Here is a 25,559-nt window from a genome sequence, read left to right as displayed (position 1 = left end):
CGGGGAGCGACGGCGATGGAGAACACGAGGGACGGAATCGCCGGCTTCCGGCTCACCCAGCACACCTGGCTCACCGAGCTGGGCAACTGGATCGACGCGATCTCGCCCGACGGCCGCAGGGCCGGGGCGCTGCTGTTCGATCCGCGGGTGATCGGGCTGCCCGGCGTGCGCGAACGGGTCGTGGCGGCCGTGCTGGCCGACCAGCGGCTGGTGACGAGCGGGATCGGCGGCCTGATCCCGGTGGCCGACGTGGTCGCGGCCGGAGAGCAGGTGTGGCTGCTCACCGCCCAGGCGGTCAGCCCCACCCTGGCCGACCTGCTGGCGGCGGGTCAGGTGGACGCGGGCGGCGCGGCGGCCGTACTGGTGGACACGGCGCAGACGCTGCTGGCCCTGCACGCGGCCGGGTTCACGCACGGCTCGCTGCACCCCCGGACCGTGGTGGTCGGGGCCGACGGGGTGGCGCTGCTGTCGGAGCGCGGGCTGGCGGACGCCATCCGCGGCCACAGCTCACCGCCCGACCGCGATGTGGCGTCGTGGGCTTCCCTGGCCCGCAGCCTGGCCGCGTCGATGCCCGGTGCCGCGGGCGGCGCAGGGGTTGTGGGGCTGGTGGAGCGGGCCGCGACGACGGCGACCGCGCACGGCCTGGCCGCCGCCAGGGACCTGCTGCTCGGCGGGCGCGACGTGCTGCCGGGCGGCGTGATCGGCCGCGAAGGGCTCATCCAGGCAGCGCTGAGCCGCTCGGCGTTCGCCCACCAGTCCCCGTACGAGCAGCCGGCCGTCCACGGTGCGGGCCCCCGCGACGAGGGCGACATCGTGACGCTCCTGCACGTGCCCGGCAGCAGCGGGCCGGCCGGCGCGCACGGCGGGTCGTACGGCGGCGGGCCGGACGGGTCGTACGGCGGGTCGTACGGCGGCGGGCCGGACGGCTCCCCCGGCGGCGGGCCCCTGGACGGCGGCGGCGCGGAGCCGGTGCGGTTCGGGCCGGGCGTCGAGACGCGGCAGGCGGCGCAGGAGACCACCGCCGAACGGATCTGGCGGGAGGGAAGGGCGGAGGCGGAGACGCTGCAGCGGGCCGGAACGGTCCGTGCGCGGGCCGCCCGCGCACGGCGCCGCCGGACGGTCGTGTCGGCCGCGGTCCTCGCGGTCGTGATCGCCGGGGCGATCCTGGCCTGGCTGAAACTCGGCGAGACTCCGGCGTTGCGGGTCGCCTCGATCGAGGTCGAGGCGCCGAGGAAGACCCAGGGCTGTGACAGCGCCGTGGTCGTCAAGGGCACCATCGTCACCAACGGCGCGCCCGGCGAGGTCACCTACGAGTGGCGCAAGAGCACCGACGACGACGTGGTCAGGCAGACACTGCGCACCGTCTCGGACCGGACCACGTACGAGGTGCCGCTGCGGTGGCGGCTCAAGGGCCGCAGCACCGTCAAGGCCACGGCCACGCTCGTCGTGCTGTCGCCCGGCACCCGGATGACCGACAAGGCGTCGTTCACCTACAAGTGCTGACCCCCGCCGAACAATGCGCATCAAAGCGGTTCTTACTAATCTGGCGGCATGACCACGCAGACCCCCGCGGGCTGGTACCCCGACCCCTACGGATCGCCCCAACTCCGCTGGTGGGACGGCGGCCAGTGGACCGACGCCACGCACCCGCCGGAGCCTGGCGGGCAGCGGCACCAGCAGCCGGGGCCACAGCAGCAGCCGTCGGGGCCGCAGACGGTGCCCGACGCGCCGGCCACGCCGGCCAACCCGACGCTCCGCTTCGGCGAGCCGCTGCCCGGGCGGTCCCCGTACGGTGAGAGCCCAGGGCTGCCGTCCGGTCCGGGCGAGGGTCAGCCGCCGACCGGCGGTCCCTCGGTCCCGGCCGCGTCGGCGCAGCCCGGCCACGGTCAGCTCCCTTCCGGACCGGTCATACCCGGCGAACAGGGCTATGGGCAGCCGGGCCCCGGTCAGCCCTCTTCGGGACCGGCAGGCCCCGGACAGCCCGCCTACGGTCAACCCGGGTACGGAGAACCGGGCTACGGACATCAGGGATACGGGCATCAGGGATACGGGCAACCCGCGTACGGGCAGGGGCAGCAGCCGGCGCAGTGGGGCGGTGCGCAGCTTCCCGGTCCCGGCTTCGACCGGCCGCCGAAGCGGAGCAACCCGCTGCCCTGGGTGCTCGGCGGGGTGGCGGCGCTGGTCGTGATCGGTGTGCTGGCCGCGGCCGCGATCTTCGTGGTCAACCGCGACGACTCCGCCGGCACCGCGCTGCCGAAGCCGACGGCCGCGCCCACCGAGCCCGGACGGTCGCCGGACCCCGGGCAGTCCTCGGAGCCGCCGCCTCCGACGGTGGAGCTGCCCCAGCCGCAGGCCGGCCGTGTCACAGACGCGCAGGCCGGCGTCTCGTACGCGGTGCCGGAGGGTTGGACCGTGCCCGCCCCCACCTCCGTCAACGGCACCAGCCCGGCACAGCAGCGCTGGTCGAGTGCCGTGCAGGCGGTCTCGCACGAGAAGTTCGACGGCACCGGCGACTGGGTCGGCAACGTCTACACGGGCCTGCTGCACGAGCTCTACCCCTATCCGGGCAGCCAGAGCATGGGCGCCACGTGCAAGGTGGTGTTCGCCCACTTCGCCCGCTTCTACCAGCTCCCCCACGAAACCAAGATCGTCGCGGACAAGGCGATGAAGGTGGGTGACAGGGACGCGTGGGTCTTCCAGTTCGAGCTCGACTTCAGCAAGGTGTCGAAGGAGCGGGACTACAAGTGGAACAAGGAGAACGGCGCGATCGTCCTCATCGATCGCGGCGCGGGCGAGCGTCCGGCGATCGTGTACGCGTCCGTTCCGGACAATCTCGGCACCGATGTGGTGGATCAGGTTCTCGGCTCGCTTAAGCCGGCCTGACGCATGGCACTAGGCTGGACGTGTGAGCAAGCGGGCGGGCAGCTCCGAGCCGCTTGGGCGAGGAGTGCGAATGAGTGACTTGCTGGTCTGGATCGACTGCGAGATGACCGGGCTCGACCTCGGTCGCGATGCTCTCGTCGAGGTGGCGTGCGTCATCACCGACAGCGAGCTCAACCAGGTGGACGAGGGCGTCGACGTGGTCATCAAGCCGCCGCCCGAGTCGCTGGAGCAGATGTCCCAGGTGGTGCGCGAGATGCACACCGCCTCCGGTCTGCTGCCGGAGCTCCAGGGCGGGGTGACGCTGGCCGAGGCCGAGTCGCTCGTGCTCGACTACATCCGCCGCCACATCCCCGAGCCGAAGAAGGCGCCGCTGTGCGGCAACTCCATCGGCACCGACCGGACGTTCCTCGCGCGCGACATGCCGGCGGTGGACGCCTACCTGCACTACCGCATGATCGACGTGTCGTCGATCAAGGAGCTGGTACGGCGCTGGTACCCCCGGGTCTACTTCGCCGCGCCCGAGAAGCAGGGCGGGCACCGGGCGCTGGCCGACATCACCGAGAGCATCAGGGAGCTGCGCTACTACCGCGCGGCGGTGTTCGTGGCGCAGCCGGGCCCCGACTCGGCCACAGCCAGGACACTCGCCGAGCGTGTCACGGGTTAAGGGGTGGCGAAACAACTCCCGAACACCGCTACACTTTTCCTGTGCCGTCTTCGCGGCGGCGCGTGGTGGGTGTAGCTCAGTTGGCAGAGCGCCAGGTTGTGGTCCTGGATGTCGAGGGTTCAAGTCCCTTCACTCACCCCAGGTGAAATGCCAGGCCAGAAGGCCCGGCCACTTCGGTGGCCGGGCCTTCTGCATGTCCGCTGTCCGGGGCGGCGCGGCATCCGCGACGGCCGCTGTCCGGTGTCCGGGGCGGCATCCGCGACGGCCGATGCGGGAGGGCGCGGGCCGTGCCGCAGAACGCGTCCCGACGGTGAGGGCGCCGGTCACGTCCGGCGGGCCGGGACCGCGTCCCCCGCCCCGCCCCGCCCCGCCGGCCGCAGGGCCGCCGGGTCGGGGGTCTCGCCGGGCTCGTGCTCGTGCCGCGACTGCCACAGGCCGATGGCGGTGACGCGGGAGTCCACGCCCAGCTTCGCGTAGATGCGGTTGACGTGGTTCTTGACCGTCTTCTCGCTCAGGAAGAGCCGCCGCGCGATCTGGCCGTTGGACTGGCCGGTCGCGATCAGGTCCATGACCTCGGCTTCGCGCTTGCTGAGCGAGGCGAGCACGCTCTCGAACGCTGCGTCGTCGACTCTCATCCGGCCTCCGGGGGCGGGCAGACGGTCAGAATCGCCGAGGGCCCCCGTGCTTCCGGCGTTAGCGGTAGACAGCGAGCATAACTCGCATTGACATGATTTGGGGGACGTTAAGGAGAAATCGCCAGCGTTCCCTCGAAGGCTCCCTCGAAGAAGGTGACGCGAGCGCAGCGGCGGAGCACCCCGAGAGCCCACACAAGATCGTGAATGCCGCCGCGCCCGCAATCGTGCAGAGCGGGCCGAACCGGGCGACACCCGGCGCACACCTCAGAAGCACCGCGCGAGGCCATGATCAGACCGTCAACTTATGGAGAATCAATTGTCCTCATTCGGTAAGACTCGTGCGGCGCACGGAGCCCCCCAAGAGGCGGCACATATAACGGGTTCCATAGCGAACATGTCACCGGCATGCCCGGCGAAATGTTCCAGGGCCCGCACTACCGTCACGGGGAGTCCGAAATGGCAATAAAAATCAGGAAATCCATCCTGGCCGCAGTGGCCGTCGGGAGCGGATTGGCGTTCGCCAGCACGGGGATGGCGACGGAGGCCGGTGCCGCCTCCCACCCGTCGCCCATGATGGCCGCGCTCCAGCCGTACCCGCCGGCGCCGATCGACTGCGAGTCGGGGAGGAACGACGTCGTCGTCTGCGCCAACATCACGAACAACAACGTGAACGACAACGACAACGACGCCGACGCCAGCGCCGTCGCCGTCTCGCAGTCGGAGCAGGAGATGTTCGACAACGCGCTGACCTCCGACGACCCGAACCTCGCGCCCCTCGGTGACTTCAGCGACATCCAGTCGTTCCCGAGCGCCGCCGAGCTGGACGGCGCCACGGGCGTCGTCAAGCCGGGCCCGCTCAACCTCGAAGGCGACGACGAGGACGGGGACGGCCGCGACGGGGACGACGGGGACGACGGGGATGACGGGGACGACTCGTCCGAGGACAGCAGCTCCACGCAGGACAAGCACTTCACCATCAACATCGGTGACGACGACAAGGGCAAGCACTTCGACGACGACTTCGGCCACGGCTGGTGGGACGAGGGCGAGTGCTACGAGGAGTACTGCGAGAAGGTCAAGAAGGAGCTGCCCATGACGGGCACGTCCTCCGTGAGCACCCTGGCAGGGGCCGGCACCGGCCTGCTGCTCGCCGGCGCCGCCGGCACGCTCATCGCCATGAGGCGTCGCCGCTCCACCGATGCCAAGTAGGACACGCGTCAACCGGCGTCGCATCGTCGCATTCGGGCTGCTGGGACCCGTGGCCTGCCTCGCGCTGGCCGGGGGATGGTCGGCGCGTCTCGGACTGAACGTGCGGGAGCAGCTCCAGGCGACCAAGGACGCTCTGGAGAACCTCCCCGTGGGCGACCCCGCCCGGCTGGGCGGGGCGCTCGTGCTCGCGCAGCGGCACGCGGCCGAGGCGCGCCGGCTCACCAGCGGCCCGGACTGGTCGTTGCTCACCCACTCGCCCGTGGTGGGTGAGGGAGCGACGACCATCCGCGGGCTGGCCGAGTCGGCCGCCGACCTCACCGGCGTGCTGACCGGCGTCCACCAGGCCGGCACGGGACTCATCCGGCCGGGCGGCTTCTCCGTGGCCGACCTGGGCAAGCTGCTGGACGGGCTGGACTCCGCCGCGCCGGCCCTGGCGGCCGCCGCCACGAAGATCTCCGGCACGCGCGCCCGGCTGGCCGCCACCCCGGCGGACACCGGAATCGCCGTGGTCGACGAGGCGCGGGCCACGGCGCTGCGCGAGATCGACCGGCTGCACGGCTGGCTCGACGCCGCCGACGACGCCGCCGCCCTCCTCCCCGCGATGCTGGGCCGCGAAGGCCCCCGCCGCTACTTCCTGGCGTTCCAGACCAACGCCGAGGCCCGCGCGACCGGCGGGCTGGTCGGCGCGTTCGGCGTCCTGAAGGCCGGCCGCGGCGGAGTCACCATCGAGGGGCTCTCCTCCAACAGCGCGCTCCCGGCGAGCCCACGGCCGGTCGTCGACCACGGGGCCGCCTACAGCGCCCGCTACGGCCGCGACGCCCAGGCGGCACTCAACATCTCCAACCTCTCCCCGCACTTCCCCTACGCCGCCGCCACCTGGACCGCCCTGTGGGAGCGCCGGCACGGCCGGCGGCTGGACGGCGCCATCGCCACCGACCCCGTCGGCCTGTCGCACCTGCTGCGGCTGATCGGGCCCGTCTCCCTGCCCGGCGGCGAGAAGCTCACCGCTGACAACGTCGTGGACCTCACCGAACGACAGGCGTACGCGCGCTACGACGACCAGCACGCCCGCAAGAGGTTCCTCATGCGGATCGCCGGCACGGTCGCCGACGCCGTCACCCGCAGCCGGCCGGACCCGCGGCAGGTGCTGCCCGTCCTGTCGAAGATGGTGAAGGAGCGCCGGCTGCAGATCTGGAGCCGCAGGGACGCGGAGCAGCGGCGGCTGGCGGCCACCCCGCTGGGCGGCGCGCTGCCCGGCCGGCCCGGCCCGTACGCGAGCCTCGTGATCAACAACTCGGCCGGCAACAAACTCGACTACTACCTGGACCGGCAGGTGGAGTACCAGCTCGGTCCGTGCCGCGCCGACGGTCACCGCGTCTCACGGGTGCGGGTCCGGCTGGTGAACGACGTGCCGCGGCGCGAGCTGCCCGCGTACGTCACCAGCCGGCTCGACCGGCCGGGCCGGCGCCACACTCCGGGCTCCAACCTGCTGTGGGTCTCGCTCTACACCGCGCCCGGCACCAGGATCGGCGACGTGCGGATCGACGGCGAGCCCGCGTCGGTGCTGCCGGCGGTCGAGCGCTCCCACCCCGTCCTCACGACGATGCTGGAGTTCGCGCCCCGGCAGGCCCGCACGCTGGAGTTCCACCTCCTGGAGCCCGCCTCGCCGGCCAGACCCGTGGTGCCGGTGCAGCCACTGGCCCGCCCGCAGCAGACGCGGGTCCTCTGGGACACCAGGGGCTGCGCCGCCGACGGCTGACCGAGGCAGGGATGGGTAAAGGGCGGCGTGCCGCGGGCGGGCCCCGGGCCGCCGCCGCCTACGGTCGCGCTCATGGAGGGTACGCCGGAGGCGGGTTTCCGCATCCTGTTCGTGTGCACGGGCAACATCTGCCGCTCGCCGCTGGCCGAGCGGCTGGCCCGGGCGGCGCTCGGCCCGCCGTTCCAGGTGACGAGCGCGGGCACCCGGGCCAGGCCCGGCATGGGGATGACCGAGCGCGCCCGGCGGGTGCTGGTCGGCCTCGGCGGCGACCCCGACGGGTTCGCCTCCAGGCCGCTCACCGGTGACCTGGTGGCGGCCGCCGATCTGGTGCTGACGGCCACGGTGGCGCACCGGGCCGAGGCGGTGGCGATGCACCTGCCGGCGGCCGGGCGGACGTTCACGATCGCGGAGTTCGGCGTGCTCAGCCGGGAGGTGGCCGGCGAGGCGCTGGCCGCCCAGCGCGACGTGGTGCGGCGGGCGCGGTCGCTGGTCGAGCAGGCCAGGGACCTGCGTGGGCTGGTCCGCGTGGACCAGCCCGACATCCCCGACCCGTTCGGTGGCTCCCGGTGGGCCTACCGGACGGCGGGACGACGCATCGCGCAGGCGCTGGCCGCCCCGCTCGGGCTGCTCACACAGCCGCCGGCTTCTTGACCGGCGCCGCGTCCGCGGGGGCCGAGTCGTAACCGTAGCCGTAGCCGTAGCCGTCGTAGCGGCTCGCCTTGGCCGGCACGAAGTTCAGCACCGTGCCCACGATCCGGGCGTTGATGGAGGCGAGCAGCTCGGTGCCCCGCTGGATGTGCTCCTGGCGCGTCTTGCCGTACCGGGCGACCAGCATCGTCCCGTCGCAGACCGCAGCGAGCGTGGCCGCGTCGGTGACCGGCAGCAGCGGCGGCGCGTCGATGATCACCATGTCGAACTCGGCGGCGAGCTGGTCGAGGACCTGCCGCATGCCGCGCGAGGCGAGCAGTTCGCTGGGGTTCGGCGGGATCTGGCCGCTCGGCAGCACGTGCAGCCGAGGCTCGCCCCAGGTCTGCACCACCTCGTCGAGCCGGGCCCGGCCGATCAGCACGTCGGTCAGGCCGACGCCGCCCTCGATGCCGAAGTAGTCGGGAATGCGCGGGCGGCGCAGGTCGCCGTCGACCAGGATGACCCGCCAGCCCGCCTGGGCGAGGGTGATGGCCAGGTTGGACGAGGTGGACGACTTGCCCTCGTTCGGCAGGCAGCTCGTGATGACCAGCGACTTGGGCTGCCGGTCCACGCCGATGAACTGCAGGTTGGTGCGCAGCGACCGGAACGCCTCCGCCCGGGACGAGCGGCCCTTGCGGCGCACGATCAGCGGGTTGCGGCGGGCGTCGCGCTCGTAGCCGATGATGCCGAGCGTGGAGCTGCCGGACGTCTCCTGCAGCGCGTGCGAGCTCTTGACGGTGGTGTCGAGCCGGTCGCGCAGCACGAGCGCGGCCAGCGCGACGAGCAGCGAGACCAGCAAGCCGAACAGGACGTTCATGGTCGGCCGCGGGCTGACCGGCGCCTGGGGCACCTCCGCCTCGTCCACCACGGTGATCTTGATGGTCGACTGGCTCCTCGGCGTGGGCCGCTCGATCCGGTCGATCAGCTCGGTGAAGCGCGCGCCCAGGGTGTTGGCGAGCTGCGCGGCACGGGCCGGGTCGGTGTCGCTGACGGAGGCGCGCAGCAGGACCGTGCCTGGGACGACCTCGGCGGTGATGTTCCCCTGCACGCGCCGGACGTCCTCGACTGCGACGATCTCGCTCACCAGCCGGCGGCTGGACAGCAGGGTGGCGTACGACTGGACGCGCTGCGCCGACAGCATCCCCGCCTGGTACGCGGTGGACAGGCTGCCCTCCTTGTCGTGGCCGGAGACCAGCATGGAGGTCGACGCCACGTACGTCGGCGGCGTGTTCGCGGTGACCATGACCGCCGCGGTCACCCCGATGACCAGCGACAGGAGGATGAACAGCCAGTTCCTGCGCGCCAGCCGTACGTAATAGAGCAGATCCACGGGATCAACGCCGCCTTTCACGGATTCTCGGAGGAGCCTTGAGGTGTTCGATGGGCACGTAGACGTGCACGCCCTGCAGCCGGCCGATGAGCAGGGCCGTGGCGGTGACCGCGACGACGGCCACTGCGAGCGGCGGCAGCAGGCGCAGGACGGCGGCGAGCCACAGCGCGCCGGCGCCGGCGGCGACCGCGCCGAGCAGGGCGGCGACCGCCCGGGTGGGCATCCCCGTCCTGCGCAGCCGGTGCGACACGTGGTCGGTGCCGCCCATCAGCGGCGAGCGCCCCGCCCGGATCCGCGACAGCAGCACGACCCCGGTGTCCACGCCCGCGACGAACGTCGGCAGGAGCAGCCCGGCGACCGCGATGTCGAGGCCGTGCCCCGTCACCAGGAGGGCGGCGGAGCAGGTGAGCACGAAGCCGATGAACAGCGACCCCGAGTCGCCCATGAATATCCGCGCCGGCGCCCAGTTGTGCGGCAGGTAGCCCAGGCAGGCACAGGTCAGCCCGGCGAGCAGCAGGCCCAGTCCGGCGTGGCCGCTGACGAACGCGGTCGCGGACAGGAAACCCGCCGTCGCCGTGGCGATGGCGCCGAGGGCGCCGTCCATGTTGTCGAGCAGGTTGAACGAGTTGGTCATCACGACGATCCACAGCACCGTGACGGCCAGGTCCGGCCAGCCGCCGAACAGCGTGACGTGCACGCCGGACAGCACGACGCCGGTCGCGGCGACCGCCTCCGCGCTCAGCCGGGTGACGGCGGGCAGCGGCCTGATGTCGTCGATCAGCCCGATCAGGGTGATCACCGCCCCGCCCAGCAGGATCGCGACGATCCGCTGGTCGGCGTCGCGGAGCACCACGAGCAGCGGCGCCACCGTGCCGAGCACGATGGCCAGGCCCCCCAGGTAGGGGGTCGGCCGCGCGTGGGCCTTCTTCTCGCTCGGGCGGTCGGTGAGGCCCCAGCGCAGCGCCAGGCGCTTGAACGACGGGACGGTCAGGCCGCTGATCAGGTAGGCGGCGCTGCCCACCGTGAGGACCAGCATCGCGCTCACCGGAGGGACGCCGCGAGGTCTTCGCGTACCTTCCTGACGACCTCGGTGAGGATCTCGTCGAGGGTGCGCCGAGGTGTCCAGCCGGTGAGTTCGCGCAGCTTGGTGGTGTCCGGCACCCGGCGGACCATGTCCTCGAAGCCCTGCTGGTAGGCCTCGTGGTACGGGACGAGCTCCAGCGCGGAGGGGGACCCGGTGTGCTCGATGACCAGCTTGGCCAGCTCCAGGATGCTGACCTCCTCGGCGGACCCGATGTTGAAGGTCTGGCCGACGGCCGTCTCCAGGTCGAGCAGCCGCAGCAGCGCGTCGACGACGTCGGCGACGTGCGCGAAGCAGCGGGTCTGCGTGCCGTCGCCGAAGACCGTGAGCGGCTGCCCGGTGAGCGCCTGCTGGACCAGCCGCGGGATGACCATGCCGTAGGCGGCGCTCTGCCGCGGCCCCACGGTGTTGAACAGCCGGACCACGACGGTCGGCAGCCCGCGCTCGCGGTGGTAGGCGTTGGCGAGGATCTCGTCGACGGCCTTGGCGGTGCTGTAGGCCCAGCGCACCACCGCGGGGCTGCCGAGGATGCGGTCGGCCTCCTCGCGCAGCGGCCCCGAGGAGTTCTTGCCGTAGATCTCGCTCGTGCTGGTGATGAGGATCTTCTTGCGGTACCGGTGCGCCGCCTCGATGACGATCTCGGAGCCGCGGATGTTGGTCGTCAGGCACCGCAGCGGCTGCTCGACGATGAGTTTCACGCCGACCGCGGCGGCCAGGTGGACGACGGTGTCGCACTGGTGCACGAGCTCGTCCACCATGAGCTCGTCCAGGACCGATCCCTGCACGAAACGCAGGTCCGGGTGCGGGCGGAGGTTCTCCAGCCGGCCGGTCGACAGGTTGTCCAGGACGATGACCGCGTCGCCGCGGGCGAGCAGCGCGTCGGTCAGGTGCGAGCCGACGAAGCCGCTGCCGCCGGTTATGAGGTACGTGGTCTTCGCTGAATTGCTCACGGGCTTCCCCTAGTCACATACGTCGAGAGCTTGCAATGCCGGGGGGAAGCGGCGGGTCAGGCGGGCTCGCCCGGGCCGGAGCCGCCCGCCTTCTCGTGCCAGGCCGCCGTCAGCCTGAGTCCCTCCTCCAGTGAGACGGGCTCCACGGCGGGGAACAGCTCGCGCAGCAGCTTCGGCGAGGCCTGTGACTGCCGGATGTCGCCGGCCCGGGGCGGCAGGAAGTCCGCCTCCAGGGGCCGGCCGAGCACCCCCGCCAGGACGTCCATGAGCTCCCGCAGCGTGACCCGGGTGCCGAAGGCGAGGTTGACGGGCCTGTCGCTGACGACCCGGCGGACGGCCGCCTCGATGAGGACGTTCGTCACCGACCCCACGTAGGTGAAGTCGCGCGCCTGGTGGCCGTCGCCGTGGACGGGCGCGGGCCGGCCGCGCAGCGCCGCCGACACGAAGGCCGGGATGACGGCCGCGTAGGCGTGGTCCGCCGGCTGCAGCGGGCCGTAGACGTTGAAGAAGCGGAACGGCAGGACCGGCAGGCCGAAGCTGCGGGCGTAGGCCAGCGCGTAGGCCTCGGTCGCCAGCTTGCTCGCGCCGTACGGGCTGAGCGGCCTGGTCGGCAGGTCCTCGTGCTTGAACGGCTCCGCCGAGTCGCCGTACACCGAGGACGACGAGGCGAGGACGACGTGCGGGGTGGTGGCCCGGCACGCCTCCAGCACGTGCAGGGTTCCGGTGGCGTTGACGGTGTGGGAGGCCAGCGGGTCGGCGAGGGAGCGCGGCACCGACGGGCGGGCCGCCAGGTGGACGACGGTGGTGGCGTCGGGCACGAGGTCGGCCAGCAGGTCGCGGTCGAGGATGCTGCCCATCACGAACCGCACGCCGACACCGTCGAGGTTGGCCAGGTCGCCGGTGCTCAGGTCGTCCAGCACCGTGATCTGTTCGACCTCGGGGCGGGTGGCCAGCGCGCGGCACAGGTTGGCGCCGATGAAGCCGGCGCCCCCGGTCACGAGTACTCTCACTGCTTCGTTACCTCCGGGATGGGGCGGCGCCCGGACGGGGCGCGCAGCGACCGGTAGAGCTCCTGGGTGTCCGCGACGAGCCGGTCCACGCCGAACTCGTGCGTCGTCCAGGTGCGGCCCTCCTCGCCCATCCGGAGCGCAAGAGCCCGGTCCGACAGGAGCCGGATCGTGTGGTCCGCCAGTTCGGCGGCGTCGGTGGCGGCGAGCAGGCCGGTCTGCCGGTCGCGGACGACCTCGGCGACGCTGCCCACGCGGGTCGAGACGACCGGGACCCCGGCCATGCCCGCCTCGACGAGGGTGAGCGGGGTGCCCTCGTTGTCGGAGGTGAGGACGACGACGTCGGCGGCCGCGTAGACGGTCTCGACGTCCTTGCGCCAGCCGAGCAGGTGGAAGGAGTCGCCGAACGGTTGCGCGTCCCGTTCCAGGGCGGCGGCCAGTTCGCCGCCGCCGCACACCACGAACCGGCAGCCGGGTACGCGTTCCCGCACCCGCCGGGCGACGGCGAGGAACCGGTCGGGCCGCTTGACCTGGGTGAGCCGCCCCACGTAGGCGACGACCGGCGCGAGCGGCGGGATGCCGAGCAGGTCGCGGGCCGTGGCCCGGTCGGGGACCGGGCCGAGCCCGACGCCCGGCGGGATGACGACGTACTGGCCGGGCCGGCCGATGCCGGCCGCGAGCAGGTCGTCGCGCACCTGCGCGCCGACTGTGACGAGCCGGTCGGTCAGGGCGGCGAGGATGCGTTCGGTCTGCACGTAGAGGCGCCGCCGGGCGGGGGTGAAGTAGCCGTGCAGCAGGTGGCCGTGGAAGACGTGCACGCGGGCCGCGCCGACCCCGGACAGGCGGGCGGCGGCCCGGCCGAGGGCCCCGGCCTTGGCGGTGCGGGTGTGCACGATGTGCGGGCGGAACTCCCGCATGGCGCGGACCAGCCACAGCAGCGCGCGGGCGTCGTCCCCGGCCCGGACCGACCTGCCGAGGCCGGGCACCCGGTGCACGCGGGTCCCGGCCTGGCGGAGCTGGAGGTGGTCCTCCTCGTTGCCGTCGACGTGGCCGGTGTAGAGGCGATGGTCGAACTCGTCGCGGTCCAGCCGCTCGTACAGGCCCATGACCTGGGTGGCGGGGCCGCCGACGTTCAGGCGCGCGATGATCTCCATGACACGGATGCGGTCGTCGGGTTTCACTCACGGGCTCCTCGGTGATGGCCTGGTCACGTCGGAGAAGCTAACCCGTCGCCTGATATTTCGCCGACACCGTCACGGCGGTGCCGAAATGTTTTTCCTATTCCCTACCTTCGCATGAGCCAGCGAAACGCCCGTACCAGCCGTCCCCGTTTCCCGACAATCCCGGACATGAGAGCTTTTTTATGGAGGCGGGGCGTCAAGAAACACTGGTCCCCCTTGTCGCCGGGCCTGGGCAGCGAAAAAGTAATCCCCGCCCCATTGACGCCCCCGGATGCCGGAGCGTGCGCCTTTGTTCCCGGTCGGAAAGTCGGCCGCCGACTAAGGTCCGATTCCATGGAGTACGTCATTGTCGCCGCCGCCGCGGTGGCACTCGTCCTGCTCGTCCGAGCCTGTTTCCAGGCCGACACGGCATGGCGGGTGCTCCCGGTGCTGCTGCTCGCTTTCGTCATCCGGCTGGTGACCCATGTCCTGGTGCTGCGCGGCGGCTCACTCGACTACGGCGGGGACAACATCGGCTACGAGCTGACCGCCATGGAGATCGTCGCGTACTGGAAGAACGAGGGAATCCAGTTCGTCTCCGCCGAACAGGTGAACTCCCTGTACTCGGCCGCCGTCCCGTGCCACGTCTTCGCGCTGGTGATCTACGTCTGCGGCGGCTACGCCCCGCTGGCCTGCACGTCCCTGGTGGCGCTGCTGGCGTGCGCCATGTGCATCGTGATGTACAAGTTCGCCCGGCTGATCGGCGCCGAGGAGCGGTCGGCCTTCCGGCTGCTGGTCCTGGTGGCGTTCGTCCCGGCGTTCCTCGTGCACACCTCCGACATGTTCAAGGACGGCTTCAACGCCTTCCTCGTGGTCGCCTGCCTCGGACTGGCCGCCTCCAACGTCCAGCGCTTCGACCTGCGCAAGATCATGCTGATGCTCCCGCTGCTGTGGGCGCTGTGGCACGTGCGCCCGTACATGGTCTTCATGTGCGCGGTGCCGCTGCTGCTCGGCGTCGTCAACCCCCGGCACGTCGTGTCCCTGCGGCTCATGCTCATCTCCGTCGCCACGCTCGTGTGCGCCGCGGTGTTCGTCGAGGACATCACCGCCACCACACCGGCCACGATGATGCAGCAGGAGCTCGAACAGGGCCAGGCCGACAACGTGCGCCGCTCCAACGCCTCCGACGACTCCGGAGTGGTGTTCGACGACGGCGGCAACGCCTGGAGCGGGCTCGGGGCGAAACTGGTCTACACGCTGCTGTCGCCGTTCCCGTGGATGGGCGGCAGCATGGCGCTGCAGTTCGGCAAGCTGGAGGCGCTGCTGCTCTACTACCTGCTCTACTGCGCGGCCCGCGGCGCCCGCCGGCTGTGGAACTCCGACCGGCGGATGCTCCTGCTGCTGCTGCTGTTCATCGTGCCGGGGACCATCGCCTACGCGACGACCATGGCCAACATCGGCCTGATCTTCCGGCAGCGCATCCCGATCGTCCTCGTCGTCAGCCTGCTCGCGTCGATCGCCTGGAACAGGACCCCGGACCGGGCCGACTCCCCCGCCGCGCCGGAACCCGCCGAGCGGCCCCTGCCCGGACCGCCGCCGGTCGGGTCAGCGCGACCCGCCGCCGCGCCGCCGCCCGCGCCATGAGGACGGCCCGCGCCCGGCCAGCCGCCGCCGCACCGCGCGGACGTCGGCCGGGCGCGGCAGCAGGTCGCGCACCGGGATGCCCGCCGAGCGCGCGAACCAGGAGATCTCCAGCAGGGCCATCGGGACGTAGGTGGCACTCGACGCCAGGGCGGCCCCGGCGGCCCCCCAGTGCGGGATCAGCAGCAGGTTGAGCACGACGTTGGCGCCCAGGGCGCAGACCGCGATCATGGTCATCCCGATCGGCCGCGCCAGCCGGACGAGATGCTGCTCCACCAGCCGGATCAGGGCCAGCGCGATCGCCCCCGGAGCCAGCGCCCACAGCGGCCCGACGCTCCCCGCGAACGCCTCCCCGTACACCAGCGGGATGAGCAGCGGAGCGGCGGCCGCGAGCGTCCCGATCACGGCCGTGGACAGGATGAGGTTCAGCCGGAGCGTCCGGGCGGTCACCCGATCGGCGTCGCGGGCGTTCTCCCCCGCCTGGAAGGGCAGCACGACCTGCGCGATCGCGTCCGCCGGGATGCGGGTCAGCGCCAGGACGGTGACCGCGACGGTGTAGATGCCGACCGCCGCCGCCGAGTCCAGCGCGTTCAGCAGCAGGACGTCGAGCGTCAGCAGGAAGTGGAACGCGACCCGGCCGACGTGGTACCGGCCGCCGACGGCCAACTGCCGCCGCGCGAGCCCGCCGTCCCAGTGCAGGGGCAGCGGACGCGAGGCCCGCAGGTGCAGCACGAACGGCACGATGATGGAGATGGTCCAGCACACCACGACGCTCGTCACCGTCAACTCGCCGACCGCCATGAGCAGCAGGAGCGGCAGGCACTGCGTCAGCGCGGCCGCCAGCGTCCCCCTGTTGACGATGTCCACCCGCGAGCGCAGCAGGGCGATGCCGTTGAGGTTGATCGCCGCGACGCCGAACGGCACGGCGATCAGCGCCACGGCCATCAACGGCGAGGCCGTGGGGATGACCCCGCACAGGGTGACGGCCAGCACGGCCAGCGCCGCTGCGGCGCCGAGCACCAGGCCCAGCACCAGGCTGTTGGAGGCGAGACCGCGGTGCCGGTCACGTTCCCCCCACAGCGCGATCTGCGACTTCTCGACGGACAGGTGCCCCAGGACCATCGTCATGCCCGCCGTGGTGGCGATGACCGCGTAGATGCCGCGCCCCTCCGGCTGGAGGGTGCGCGCGATCAGCATGCCGGTCAGCGTGGCCAGCATCAGCCGCAGCGTCCGGCTGGCCACCGTCCTGCTCACGGCTCTCAGGGAGAGCGCGCTGCCCGCCTCCGGTGGCCGGTCGGAGCCGCCGGAGGCTTCCAGCGTGGCTTCGTCCCGGCTATCCCGCACGGCGGGCCCGCAGGAGCCGCTCGTAGAGCTTGACGTGCTCGTCGGCCATGACGTGCGGGTCGAGGTTCTTGCCCGCCCAGGCGCGGGCCGCCGCGGCCAGGCCGCCGGCCAGATCACGGTCGTCGAGCAGCCGGGTGATTCCCTCGGCCAGCGCCGCCGCGTCGGCGGGCGGGACGAGCAACCCCCGCCCGTCGAGCAGTTCGGGATTGCCGCCGACCGAGGTGGCGACGACGGGCCGGCCGGCCGCCATCGCCTCCATCACGGCGTTGCTCAGGCCCTCCGTGAGCGAGGCGAGGACCACCACGTCGGCGCGGGCGAGCAGCCCCGCGCTGCCGGCCGTGGCCCCGAGGAAGCGGACGTCCACCCCGGCGGCCGCCGCCTGCCGCTCCAGCGGGGCCCGTTCCGGGCCGTCACCGGCGAGGACGAGCGTGCACGGGCGGCCGCGGTGGGCGAGCACCGCCATGGCGTCCAGGAGATGCCGGTGTCCCTTCTCCGCGCTGAGCCGGGCCACGCACGCCACCACGGGCAGGCCGGTGCGCACCTCCTCGGGCGGGGCCGGGTCGAAGGCCGCCGGCAGCAGGCCGTTGTAGATCACGGTCAGCCTGTGGCGGGGCAGGCGCAGCATGGCGTGCGCGTCCACGGCCAGGGCGGCCGCGTTGACGACGACGTGGTCGGCCATCCGCGCCGTCATCCTGTCCAGCGCGAGGCTCCAGGGGCCGGTGGCCGACAGCCGGGTCTCGTTGCGCCGTCCCGCCACCACCACGGGCACCCCCGCCAGCCTGGCCGCCGGCACGCCGAGCAGGACGGCCTCGTGCAGGAAGGCGTGCAGCACCTCCGGGGCGAGCCGGCGCAGCAGGCCGGTCAGCCGGGCGTAGGCGCGGGCGTTGCCGAGCGGCGAGCCACGGCCGAAGCCGAGCCGGTGCACCTCGATCCCGGCGTCGTGCAGGGCGTCCTCGTGCGGGCCACCCCGCGACAGCACCATGACGTGCACCTCCGTGCCGGCGTGCCGCAGCTCCTGCGCCAGCAGGGACACCTGCTTCTGGGTGCCGCCCATGCCGAGGTGGCCGATGAGCAGCGCGGCCCGCCGAACCCGGGCCCGGCCTTCAGCGATCACGGGCAACCCTCCTGAGGTCGTGAACGGGCGAGCCGGGACACTAGGCGCGCACGTCGTCGTAGAGCTTGTCGAACCACTCGCCGGTCCGGCCGATGTCCACCAGGTCGGCGCTGTCGCGTGCCCCCTGGCGCAGCAGGGCGTGCCGGTCGGGGCGCATCGCGTCGAGGATGGCGGCGGCCAGCGCTCCCGGGTCACCGGCAGGGGTGAGCAGGCCGTTGGCGCCGTGCCGCACCAGGTCGGGCACGCCGCCCACGTTCGTGGACACGACCGGCACCCCGGCCGCCAGGGCCTCCATGACGACCACGGGCAGCCCCTCGTAGGAGGAGCTGAGCACCAGCAGGTCGGCGGCGGCGATGAGCCGGGCGGCGTTCGGCACCGGACCGAGGAACCGGACGGCGTCCAGGCCCAGCTCGGCGACCCGGCGGGCGATCCGGTCGTGCAGCGGCCCGGAGCCGGCCAGCAGGAACAGCGCCCGCGGGTCGCGGGCCGCCACCCGGGCGGCCGTCGCGAGGAGCGTCTCGTGGTCCTTCTGCGGCCGGAGGTTGGCGACGTGCACGATGAGGAAGGCGGAGTCCGGCACCTGCCACTCCCGCCGGACGCGGTGGGCCTCGGCGGCCCTGCGGCGCTGCCCGGCGACGTCCACCCCGTGGATCCGGGTCGCCGGCCCGCGCGCGCCCCGGCTGACCACGGCCCGCGAGACCTGGGGCGAGACGGCCACGGTGCGGGCGTCCAGCCAGCCGGTGGCGCGGTCGAGCAGCATCGTCGGCACCCGGTAGCGGACGTTGTGCACCGTCGAGACGAGCGCGGGCCGGGGCCGGGACAGCCGGGACGTGACCCGGAGCAGCGACGCCGGCAGCGGCGAGTGCAGGTTCAGCACGTCCGGACGCAGGCGGTGCACGACCGCCGCCAGGCGGACCAGCCGCAGGGCCGGCGGGCACGGGGTCAGGTCCACGACCTCGACGCCCGCCGACCGCAGCCGGTCGGTCAGCTCCGCCGTGGAGGCGCGCAGGCACACCACCGTGTAGCGCTTGTCCCCGGGAGGCGACGCGAGCAGCCGCTCGACGAGCAGCACCTCCGCGCCGCCGACGTCCAGTGTCTTGATGACTTCACAGACATGCACCCTGGTCTTCACCAGCGCCATCATCGCGACCAGGGGGTCCGGCCGCCTGTGGCGGCGCTCCGGTGCCCGCAGACATTACGCACTCGTGCCCCTCCCATGACCGGAACGCCCGGGCACGGCACCACGAGACGCCCATCTCCGGGCGACACGGGCCAAGTCCGACCTCCAACACCAACGCCGCCGGTGGCCCTACGTTCGGGATGAACTGACCCGTCTCCACCAGGGAGGCCGTGTGCCCGACTTTCTCATCGGCACGGGACGCTGTGGCTCCACGATGGCCTACGAAGTCCTCGCCCACCATCCGCAGGTGGGCTTCGTGACCCGGCTGGACAACCGGTGGGCCCGGACGCCCCGGCCGCTGCGCCGGCACGGCGCGACGGTCTACCGCCGGCTGCAGGCCGGGCCGGTGACCGTGAGCCGCCGGCTCGGCCCGTCCGAGGCGTACGTCGCGCTGAGCCGCGAGGTGTCCCCGATGATCACCGACCCGTACCGGGACCTCACCGGCGACGACGTCACGCCGTGGCTGGCGGGGCGGCTGCGCAGGTTCTTCGACGACCGGACACCGCCCGGGGGGCGGTTCGTCCACAAGTTCACCGGCTGGCCGCGCGCGGCGTTCCTGCACGCTGTGTTCCCGGAGGCGCGCTTCGTGCACATCGTGCGCGACGGGCGGGCCGTGGCCAACTCGCTCGTGCAGATGCCCTGGTGGCGGGGGCACCACGGGTCGCCGGGCTGGCGTTTCGGCCCGCTGCCCGGCGACTACGCGCAGGAGTGGGAGGCCGGCGGCCAGTGCCTGGTGCACCTGGCCGGGCTCGGCTGGAAGACGATGATGGACCGCTACGAGGCCGTCCGCGCGGCCGTGCCGCCCGAGCAGTGGCTGGAAGTGCGCTACGAGGACCTGCTGGCCGACCCGCGCAAGCACCTGGACCGGATCCTCGCCTTCTACGAGCTGCCCTGGACCCGCGACTTCGAGCTGGCCCTGGACCGCCGGCGGTTCTCGCGCAGCCGTGCCGAGGCGTACCGGACCGACCTGTCCGCCCGGCAGCTCGCCCTGCTCGACAGCTCGCTGTCGGCCCACCTGCACCGGTACGGCTACCGCGTCTGACGCCGACCTCATGCCGCGGGCCCGGCCCTCCCCAAGGGGGGAGCCGGGCCCGCGGCGTGTGGCCGGGCAGCTCAGCGGGTGGGCTGTGCCGCCGGGTCGTCGCCGGTCAGCTCGTAGACGCCGTAGTCGCCGGAGCGGAACCGCAGCTTCGCGTGCGCCCACAGGTGCGTGCCCGCCCGCATCCGGCGGTGGTCGGCGAACAGCCAGCGCACCCCGTAACCGTCCCGCAGCCGGCGGACCGTCTGCGGCGAGGGCTCCTGGAAGACGGCGTCGTTGGCCTGGAGCCGGGCCTGGTCCCAGAACGGGCGGTTCTCCACCACCTCGCCGTCGCGCCAGCTGTCCATGTTGGTCGCCGTGTAGGCCCACCCCTCGACCAGCACGCGCCGTTCCGTCAGCGCCGTCGCCCAGAACACGCGGCTGTCGCACGGGTCCTCGTAGCCCCAGCGGCAGTGCGCGTTCGTGGCGACCAGGTCGCCGGGGGCGGAGTTGGCGCGCAGCCACCGCCCGGCCGCGAAGGCGCCCTTCGGGATCATCGGGGCGGTCGGCGTGCCGTTCGGGTTGGGCGGGGCCGACGTCGGGCTGCGGTAGGTGCCCGGCAGGACGCGGGTCGCCCACGCCGCGGGCGTGCCGGCCGCCGTGACCAGGCAGACGACCAGGGCGAACGCCCGCAGCCTGCCACGCCCGGCGGCCAGCAGCACCACACCGGCCAGCAGCGCGACACCCAGCAGGGCGATGTAGGGCGCGTACAGCGCGAAGTCGTCCCGGCCGGGCTCCAGCGGCACCGCGACCGCGAAGACCATCCGGATGGCGTAGACGGCCGCGATCCCGGCGACGACCGCGACCGCGATCTGCCTGACGCCCAGCCGTGCCCGGCGCACGACGGTCACCAGCCCGAGCACCGCGACCATCGCCACGTACGGGTACGGGGCCTGCAGGAAGTAGCCCTGGGACAGGTGCGGATGGCCGAGCAGGAGCGCCGCCCCGAGCCCGGCCACGGCCATGCCGAGCGCCAGCACGACCGCGGGCCGCAGCAGCAGCCGCGGCCGGCACAGCAGCCCCAGCACCCCGCACCAGGTGATCGCCGCGCACAGCACGCACAGCAGCGTGACGCCGAGCGCGGCGCCCGTCGTGACGTCGGCGGCGTCGCGGCCGGCCAGGTTGCCGAGCGTGACCCGCATGATCGACAGCGGGTCGAGCACGATGCCCTGGCGGACGCCGCCGAAGAAGACGAACTGGGCGAACAGCAGGGTCGCCCCCGCCATGCCGAGCGCGACGAGCAGCCGCCGGGGCACCCAGAACCACCTGGCCGCCTCGACCAGCACGACGGCCGCCAGGCCCGCGGTGAGCAGCGGCAGGTAGGTGGCCTTCGCACCCATGACGGCCAGCAGGAAGATCGCCAGCAGCGCCCAGGTGTGCCGGGACCGCTGCCGTCCCTCGAACTGGTCGACGAGCAGCAGCACGATGGGGGCGAACAGCAGGGCGCCGAACGTCTGCGTCGGGCTCGACCAGGACTGCACGGTCTTCCAGGTGAGGACGCCGGCGGTGGAGCCCAGGTAGAGGGTGGGGGCCGTGACGAGGACCGTCGCCGCGAGGGCGCCCAGCGACCCGGCGCGCGAGCCGGTGACGCGCCGGCCGATCAGCGCGAAGAGGACGACCAGCGCCGCCAGCATGGGCAGCACGGCGAGCCGGAACAGCAGCACCAGCGGTTCCACCCCGGTGACCCAGCTCGTGGCCGCGAGGTGTGCGTAGACGAACCAGTGGTAGACCAGCGGCTCGCCCGCGACGGTGGGCACCATGGGCGGCATGTGATGCTTCACCTCGCCCACCAGGGCCAGGTGGAACGGCATGTCCACGAAGGACGCGCCGAGCGCCGGCCAGGTGAGCGCCTGCGTCCGGAAGAAGTTGACGGCCGTCCACACCACCAGGTAGATGACGGTGAGGGCGAGGCTCCACGACCACCACAGCGGCGCCGGCCTGGCCCGGGAGGCGCCCCGCCAGTGCCTGCGCAGCCCCGGCACCGCGAGGAAGAGCGCGTACGTGCCGACCGGCCAGGCCAGCACGAGGAGCGGGGCCCCGAGGGCGCGGGCCGGGATGTAGGTGAGCACCTCGGCCGCGTAGCCGAGCGCCGCGCCGAGGGCGAGCCCTTCGGTGAGCGTGAGCGCGGGGCGGTACACCGCGCGGATCCACAGCAGGCCGGGCAGCGCGATGCCGAGACCGACGTAGCCGGCGAACCTGGCCTGGTCCCAGGCGGAGACGCCGTAGCGGCTCAGCACGATCGCGACGCAGCCGGCCACGGCCACCGCCGGCAGCAGGCTCAGGAGCCGTCGCCGGCGGGAGAGCGGGGCGGGTGGTGAGCCCTCCGCGTCCGGTCCGGGCGCGGAGGGCTGAGGCGTGGAACGCTGAAAGGGTGGTGCTTCGGCCATGCGCGCAAGCCTGGCGACACCGGCCTGCCGGGCGGGCGCGAACGACCGAAAGCGGAGATGTTCTTACCGGCGCTTTGCGGCCTTTTCAGTTCTGGCCGCCAAGCGGGCGGCCGCCCCGCTCTGCCCGCCGGTCGCGGGGCTGAACAGCGGGCTGACCCAGTAGTTGGTGAACTGGAAGGTGTTGTTCGGGAACGAGCTCGCCGAGCCGTACCGGTAGACGCCGTTGCCGCCCACCGTCGCGCCCGCCGGGGCGATGAGCGATCCCCGGCCGTACTCCGTGGTGAAGAACGGCCTGGTGATCGAGTAGTTGCCGTTGGGAGCGTGGTAGGCGGCGACATAGGTGGTGTTGGCGGTGATGGGGACCGGGGTGGCGAAGTTCGCCTGCTGCCAGCCGCTCGGCGTCTCGCCGGTGAAGGTGGCGCTCGCCAGGAGCTGGCCGCCGGCGGTCCACAGGGTGCCGGTGTGCGTGCCGGTGTTCTGCGGCGCCTTGTAGAAGCGGACGCCCGTCACGAGGCCGTCGGTGGTGCTCTGGAACTTCACCCCGACGACGACCGCCTTCGCGTCGCCGGCGGTGTCGAGCGCGGGCTCCGCCGTGTCGTCCCAGAGGGCGTTCGACGGGGCGAGGACGACGTCGACCCAGTAGTTCGTCGTCTTGAAGGTGCTGGTCGGGAAGGTCGGCGTGGTGCTGTAGGAGTACAGGCCGTTGCTCACGACGACCCCGCTGGCCAGCCCGGTCAGCAGGCCGGAGGAGTATTCCGCGCCGAAGTAGGGCCTCGTCAGCGCGTAGCCGGAGGTCGAGTGGTACGACGCGACGTAGGTGGCGTTGGTGGTCACCGGCACCGGGGTGGAGAAGTTCACCTGCTGCCAGCCGCTCCCCGACTCGCCGGTGAAGGTCGCGCGGGCCAGGAGCTGGCCGCTCGCGCTCCACAGGCTCCCGATGTGCGTGCCGGTGTTCCCGACGCCCTTGTAGAACCTGACGCCGCTGATCAGCCCGGGGCTGGACGCCTGGAACCGCACCCCCACCTCGACCGCCTTGGGGTCCCCGCTGTCGGCCAGCGCCGGGGTGGTGGACTCGGGCCAGGTGTTGCAGGGGCACGGCCCGCCGACGGTGACGGCCCGCGTGGCGGGCGTGGTCTGCAGGTTGCCGGAGTCGTCGACCGCCCGCACTCTGATCGTCAGCGGTCCGGTCTCGTTGTTCGTCCAGGCGAACTGCCAGTCGGTCAGACCCTTGGCCTGGAACCATCTGGTGCCGTCCATCGAGACCTCGACGCCCGCCACGTGGCCGCCACCGCTGTCGGCCGCCGTGCCGCGCAGGGTGATCGTGGTGCCGCTGGGGACCGTGGCCCCGGCGGTCGGCGTGCTGATCGTGGTCGTCGGCGGGGTGGTGTCCGTCGACGGCGTGGCGGGCACGAGCCCCGGCTGCAGGCTCGCCGGCTGGAGTCCCATGTCGGCGAAGAGGTTGACCGTCGCCTGCTGGATGCGGATGTCGGCGGGCGTGCCCGGCCGGTCGTGCACGGCGTCGAGGCCCCACGACCACTGGGTGGTGCCGGCGCCGAACACGCGGGCGCCGCTGGTGTGCTTGTAGAGGACGAGGTTGTGCGTCGGCACCCCGGCGCCGTACGTGCTGCCGAAGTCGAGCAGGATCTTGTCGAGCCGGCCGATCGTCGTCCTGGAGTACTTCACCGAACCCGACGGGGTGAAGAGCGTGTCGGGCGCGGCGTCCCACTCGTAGCCGAGCAACCCGGCCGGGAGGGTGGCCGTCTGCCCCGGCAGCAGGTCGGCCACCGAGGTGTTGCGCCACAGTCGCAGCCTGCCGTACTCGAACGGGACGGCCAGCGGGTCGTTCACGGTGCCGTTGGTGGCGAACAGGGTGCCGGTCAGCTCGTTCTCCGGGAAGCCGCCGTTGGGCGGAGTGGCGAACCGCGGGTCCCGCCAGGTGCCGGTCCACTCCGGGCTGGGGTCGAGCTTGCGGTTGGCCAGCGTCTCCTTGTAGCAGACCATCGTCCGGAACGGTGTCCCGGAGTCGACGATGCTGTTCTCCCACCGGGTCTTCCAGAACACCTCGTTGCCCGAGAAGAAGGCCAGGTTGACGCCGTTGTCACGGGCGGTGGCGAGGTTGTCGCGCATCGACAGCGACCAGTATTCGTCGTGCCCGACCGACAGGAACGCGTCGTGCTCCAGGATCTCGGGCCCGGACCTGGCGGTGTCGACGTTGGTGGTGTAGCTCACGTCGTAGGCGTTGGCCTCCAGCCACCTGATCATCGGGTACTCGGAGTTGAAGAAGTAGGACTGCAGGGAGCCGCTGAGCCCGGACCCGCGGTTGACGAACGGCCGGTTGTAGCTGACCTTGAACGCCCGCCCGGCGGGGCTGCCGCTGTAGAGACTGTTGCCGCCGTAGGTGTTGTACGCCTGCCACGTGGCGTCGGAGGTCTGGACCAGGATGTCCGCGCCGCGGGTGTCGTCCCGCACCACGAAGATCATCTGGCTCCGGCCCGGTGTGCCGTCCTCCCTGACGAGGTTGGCGAGATAGACGCCGGAGACGGCGGTGGCCGGTATCGCCCAGGAGGCCGAGACGGCCCAGTTGCCGCAGTCCACCAGGCCTGTCTCGGCCTGGCGGGCGCACGCCGGCTGGGTCTGCGGCAGGACGGCGAACGGCTGGACCGTCGTGATGTACCGCGCGCCCATGCCGCTGTAGTAGCCGACCCGGTAGATGTCCACGCGGTAGTCGGTGGCCGGCGTGTCCACCTTGAACTCCACCGTCTGGCCCTTGTCGACGCTGATGTCCGTCGTGTACCCCAGGATCGTGGAGCTGCCCCCGCCGGGCACGTCCCACTCGCTGGGCGGGGTGCCGGGCAGCTCGTTCTCCAGGCAGATCACCGAGGTGGGCGGGCAGTCCTGCCGGGCCCGGCGGGTCTCGCCCCGCGTCACGCGGAACGGGCGCAGCCGCTTCCTGACCGCGGGGGCGACCTTCTCGGGGGCGGGCCGCGGCCCCGCGTTCCTCCTCGCGCTCGCTTCCGCGATCGGTCGCGCGCCCTGCTCTGCCGTGCCCCGCTCTTCGGCGTGCGGCCCGGCCAGGTACGGCGTGCCGGTCACGCTCACGGCTTCGGCGGCCTGGTGCCGCGGCGCCCAGCAGGTGCCCGCCACCGCCAGCAGGGCGACCACGCCCACGGCCACGGCGACGCGGGCACGCCGTACCGGCCGCCGTGTCGCACCGAGTTCTTTCTCACCGACGGGCATGACATCTCTCCCGATTGCAGCAAACACAGCGAAAGTCCCAGCCAGTCATCCGGCGGGGCATGCATCAAGGCATATCCCGATGCGCGACTTGCCACCGGTTATTGCCACAGCAGGGCGATTTCCCGGCAAGCTTCACAGCAATTCCGTTTTCCGGCCGAAAGCCGCACGCGTTTCCCGGCTCCCACAAGGAAAAGCCAAGAAACGCCCGCACGC

General features: G+C 72.6%; 19 protein-coding genes and 1 tRNA gene. 9 read left to right on the top strand and 11 right to left on the bottom strand.

Going from position 1 to position 25,559, the window contains the following annotated elements; genetic code table 11:
• Positions 1–15: 15 nt before the first annotated feature.
• The 4 genes from ACGF0J_RS33510 (at position 16) to ACGF0J_RS33495 (ending at position 3,688) form a co-directional block, all read left to right on the top strand.
• Entirely contained in the window at positions 16–1,503 is a 1,488-nt protein-coding gene (locus ACGF0J_RS33510; protein ID WP_393152433.1) for a hypothetical protein, read from the top strand.
• Between the two features lie 48 nt (positions 1,504–1,551).
• A complete protein-coding gene (locus ACGF0J_RS33505) occupies positions 1,552–2,883 on the top strand; it encodes a DUF2510 domain-containing protein (RefSeq protein ID WP_393152431.1) in 1,332 nt (443 codons plus the stop codon).
• Positions 2,884–2,953: 70 nt separating this feature from the next.
• The gene (gene orn / locus ACGF0J_RS33500; protein ID WP_393152429.1) at positions 2,954–3,547 is read left to right on the top strand and encodes an oligoribonuclease; all 594 of its coding nucleotides are present in this window, start codon (positions 2,954–2,956) and stop codon (positions 3,545–3,547) included.
• 65 nt (positions 3,548–3,612) lie between these two features.
• A tRNA-His gene (locus ACGF0J_RS33495) sits at positions 3,613–3,688 on the top strand.
• A gap of 182 nt (positions 3,689–3,870) precedes the next feature.
• Here ACGF0J_RS33495 and ACGF0J_RS33490 read toward each other — a convergent pair.
• Positions 3,871–4,182, bottom strand: a complete 312-nt coding sequence (locus ACGF0J_RS33490) for a LuxR C-terminal-related transcriptional regulator (protein WP_393152427.1) — start codon at positions 4,180–4,182, stop codon at positions 3,871–3,873.
• Positions 4,183–4,674: 492 nt separating this feature from the next.
• Here ACGF0J_RS33490 and ACGF0J_RS33485 point away from each other — a divergent pair, with 492 nt between their 5' ends.
• The 3 genes from ACGF0J_RS33485 to ACGF0J_RS33475 all read left to right on the top strand — a co-directional run bounded on the left by ACGF0J_RS33485 (position 4,675) and on the right by ACGF0J_RS33475 (position 7,801).
• Entirely contained in the window at positions 4,675–5,391 is a 717-nt protein-coding gene (locus ACGF0J_RS33485) for an LPXTG cell wall anchor domain-containing protein (RefSeq protein WP_393152425.1), read from the top strand.
• Positions 5,381–7,150: a DUF4012 domain-containing protein gene (locus tag ACGF0J_RS33480; protein ID WP_393152423.1), complete on the top strand. Its 1,770-nt coding sequence runs from the start codon at positions 5,381–5,383 to the stop codon at positions 7,148–7,150. The genes ACGF0J_RS33485 and ACGF0J_RS33480 overlap by 11 nt, the downstream gene beginning before the upstream one ends.
• 72 nt (positions 7,151–7,222) lie before the next feature.
• Positions 7,223–7,801, top strand: coding sequence for a hypothetical protein (locus ACGF0J_RS33475; protein WP_393152421.1), 579 nt, complete (start codon positions 7,223–7,225; stop codon positions 7,799–7,801).
• Here the strand turns inward: ACGF0J_RS33475 and ACGF0J_RS33470 are convergent.
• The 5 genes from ACGF0J_RS33470 to ACGF0J_RS33450 are packed head-to-tail and all read right to left on the bottom strand — an operon-like array spanning position 7,779 to position 13,386.
• Complete coding sequence (locus ACGF0J_RS33470) at positions 7,779–9,167, bottom strand: polysaccharide biosynthesis tyrosine autokinase (RefSeq protein ID WP_393152419.1); 1,389 nt, start codon at positions 9,165–9,167, stop codon at positions 7,779–7,781. The genes ACGF0J_RS33475 and ACGF0J_RS33470 overlap by 23 nt on opposite strands.
• 4 nt (positions 9,168–9,171) lie before the next feature.
• Positions 9,172–10,203 carry a glycosyltransferase family 4 protein gene (locus ACGF0J_RS33465; protein ID WP_393152417.1) on the bottom strand — a complete coding sequence of 344 codons (1,032 nt, stop codon included), beginning with the start codon at positions 10,201–10,203 and terminating at the stop codon, positions 9,172–9,174.
• A gap of 5 nt (positions 10,204–10,208) precedes the next feature.
• Positions 10,209–11,198: an NAD-dependent epimerase/dehydratase family protein gene (locus tag ACGF0J_RS33460; RefSeq protein ID WP_393152415.1), complete on the bottom strand. Its 990-nt coding sequence runs from the start codon at positions 11,196–11,198 to the stop codon at positions 10,209–10,211.
• A gap of 56 nt (positions 11,199–11,254) precedes the next feature.
• Entirely contained in the window at positions 11,255–12,208 is a 954-nt protein-coding gene (locus tag ACGF0J_RS33455) for an NAD-dependent epimerase/dehydratase family protein (protein ID WP_393152413.1), read from the bottom strand.
• Positions 12,205–13,386 (bottom strand): glycosyltransferase, encoded by a 1,182-nt coding sequence (locus ACGF0J_RS33450; protein WP_393152411.1) that lies wholly within the window; start codon positions 13,384–13,386, stop codon positions 12,205–12,207. Before ACGF0J_RS33450 ends, ACGF0J_RS33455 begins: the two co-directional genes overlap by 4 nt.
• A 333-nt stretch (positions 13,387–13,719) precedes the next feature.
• Here ACGF0J_RS33450 and ACGF0J_RS33445 point away from each other — a divergent pair, with 333 nt between their 5' ends.
• Positions 13,720–15,009, top strand: a complete 1,290-nt coding sequence (locus ACGF0J_RS33445; protein ID WP_393152409.1) for a hypothetical protein — start codon at positions 13,720–13,722, stop codon at positions 15,007–15,009.
• On the opposite strand, the gene ACGF0J_RS33440 is transcribed toward ACGF0J_RS33445, so the two are convergent.
• From ACGF0J_RS33440 to ACGF0J_RS33430, 3 genes are all read right to left on the bottom strand, one after another.
• Positions 14,971–16,260: a lipopolysaccharide biosynthesis protein gene (locus tag ACGF0J_RS33440; protein WP_393152407.1), complete on the bottom strand. Its 1,290-nt coding sequence runs from the start codon at positions 16,258–16,260 to the stop codon at positions 14,971–14,973. The two genes, ACGF0J_RS33445 and ACGF0J_RS33440, sit on opposite strands and share 39 nt — an antisense overlap.
• 79 nt (positions 16,261–16,339) lie before the next feature.
• Entirely contained in the window at positions 16,340–17,464 is a 1,125-nt protein-coding gene (locus ACGF0J_RS33435; RefSeq protein ID WP_393152405.1) for a glycosyltransferase, read from the bottom strand.
• A 40-nt stretch (positions 17,465–17,504) separates the two neighbouring features.
• A complete protein-coding gene (locus tag ACGF0J_RS33430) occupies positions 17,505–18,596 on the bottom strand; it encodes a glycosyltransferase (RefSeq protein WP_393152403.1) in 1,092 nt (363 codons plus the stop codon).
• Positions 18,597–18,816: 220 nt separating this feature from the next.
• Here ACGF0J_RS33430 and ACGF0J_RS33425 point away from each other — a divergent pair, with 220 nt between their 5' ends.
• Positions 18,817–19,686, top strand: a complete 870-nt coding sequence (locus ACGF0J_RS33425) for a sulfotransferase family protein (RefSeq protein WP_393152401.1) — start codon at positions 18,817–18,819, stop codon at positions 19,684–19,686.
• Positions 19,687–19,757: 71 nt separating this feature from the next.
• On the opposite strand, the gene ACGF0J_RS33420 is transcribed toward ACGF0J_RS33425, so the two are convergent.
• Positions 19,758–22,109: a hypothetical protein gene (locus ACGF0J_RS33420; RefSeq protein ID WP_393152399.1), complete on the bottom strand. Its 2,352-nt coding sequence runs from the start codon at positions 22,107–22,109 to the stop codon at positions 19,758–19,760.
• A gap of 63 nt (positions 22,110–22,172) precedes the next feature.
• On the bottom strand, positions 22,173–25,346 hold the full coding sequence (locus ACGF0J_RS33415) for a N,N-dimethylformamidase beta subunit family domain-containing protein (RefSeq protein ID WP_393152397.1): 3,174 nt from the start codon (positions 25,344–25,346) through the stop codon (positions 22,173–22,175).
• Positions 25,347–25,559 lie beyond the last annotated feature (213 nt).

This window comes from Nonomuraea sp. NPDC047897, from assembly GCF_043204415.1.
Lineage (GTDB): Bacteria > Actinomycetota > Actinomycetes > Streptosporangiales > Streptosporangiaceae > Nonomuraea.
This window is presented reverse-complemented; position numbering and strand designations above follow the sequence as displayed.

What these genes read in the sequence shown, in the direction of transcription:
- ACGF0J_RS33510 (WP_393152433.1), top strand. Translation starts at nt 16, where the DNA reads ATGGAGAACACGAGGGACGGAATCGCCGGCTTCCGGCTCACCCAGCAC.
- ACGF0J_RS33505 (WP_393152431.1), top strand. Translation starts at nt 1,552, where the DNA reads ATGACCACGCAGACCCCCGCGGGCTGGTACCCCGACCCCTACGGATCG.
- orn (WP_393152429.1), top strand. Translation starts at nt 2,954, where the DNA reads ATGAGTGACTTGCTGGTCTGGATCGACTGCGAGATGACCGGGCTCGAC.
- ACGF0J_RS33490 (WP_393152427.1), bottom strand. Translation starts at nt 4,182, where the DNA reads ATGAGAGTCGACGACGCAGCGTTCGAGAGCGTGCTCGCCTCGCTCAGC.
- ACGF0J_RS33480 (WP_393152423.1), top strand. Translation starts at nt 5,381, where the DNA reads ATGCCAAGTAGGACACGCGTCAACCGGCGTCGCATCGTCGCATTCGGG.
- ACGF0J_RS33475 (WP_393152421.1), top strand. Translation starts at nt 7,223, where the DNA reads ATGGAGGGTACGCCGGAGGCGGGTTTCCGCATCCTGTTCGTGTGCACG.
- ACGF0J_RS33465 (WP_393152417.1), bottom strand. Translation starts at nt 10,203, where the DNA reads ATGCTGGTCCTCACGGTGGGCAGCGCCGCCTACCTGATCAGCGGCCTG.
- ACGF0J_RS33445 (WP_393152409.1), top strand. Translation starts at nt 13,720, where the DNA reads ATGGAGTACGTCATTGTCGCCGCCGCCGCGGTGGCACTCGTCCTGCTC.
- ACGF0J_RS33420 (WP_393152399.1), bottom strand. Translation starts at nt 22,109, where the DNA reads ATGGCCGAAGCACCACCCTTTCAGCGTTCCACGCCTCAGCCCTCCGCG.
- ACGF0J_RS33415 (WP_393152397.1), bottom strand. Translation starts at nt 25,346, where the DNA reads ATGCCCGTCGGTGAGAAAGAACTCGGTGCGACACGGCGGCCGGTACGG.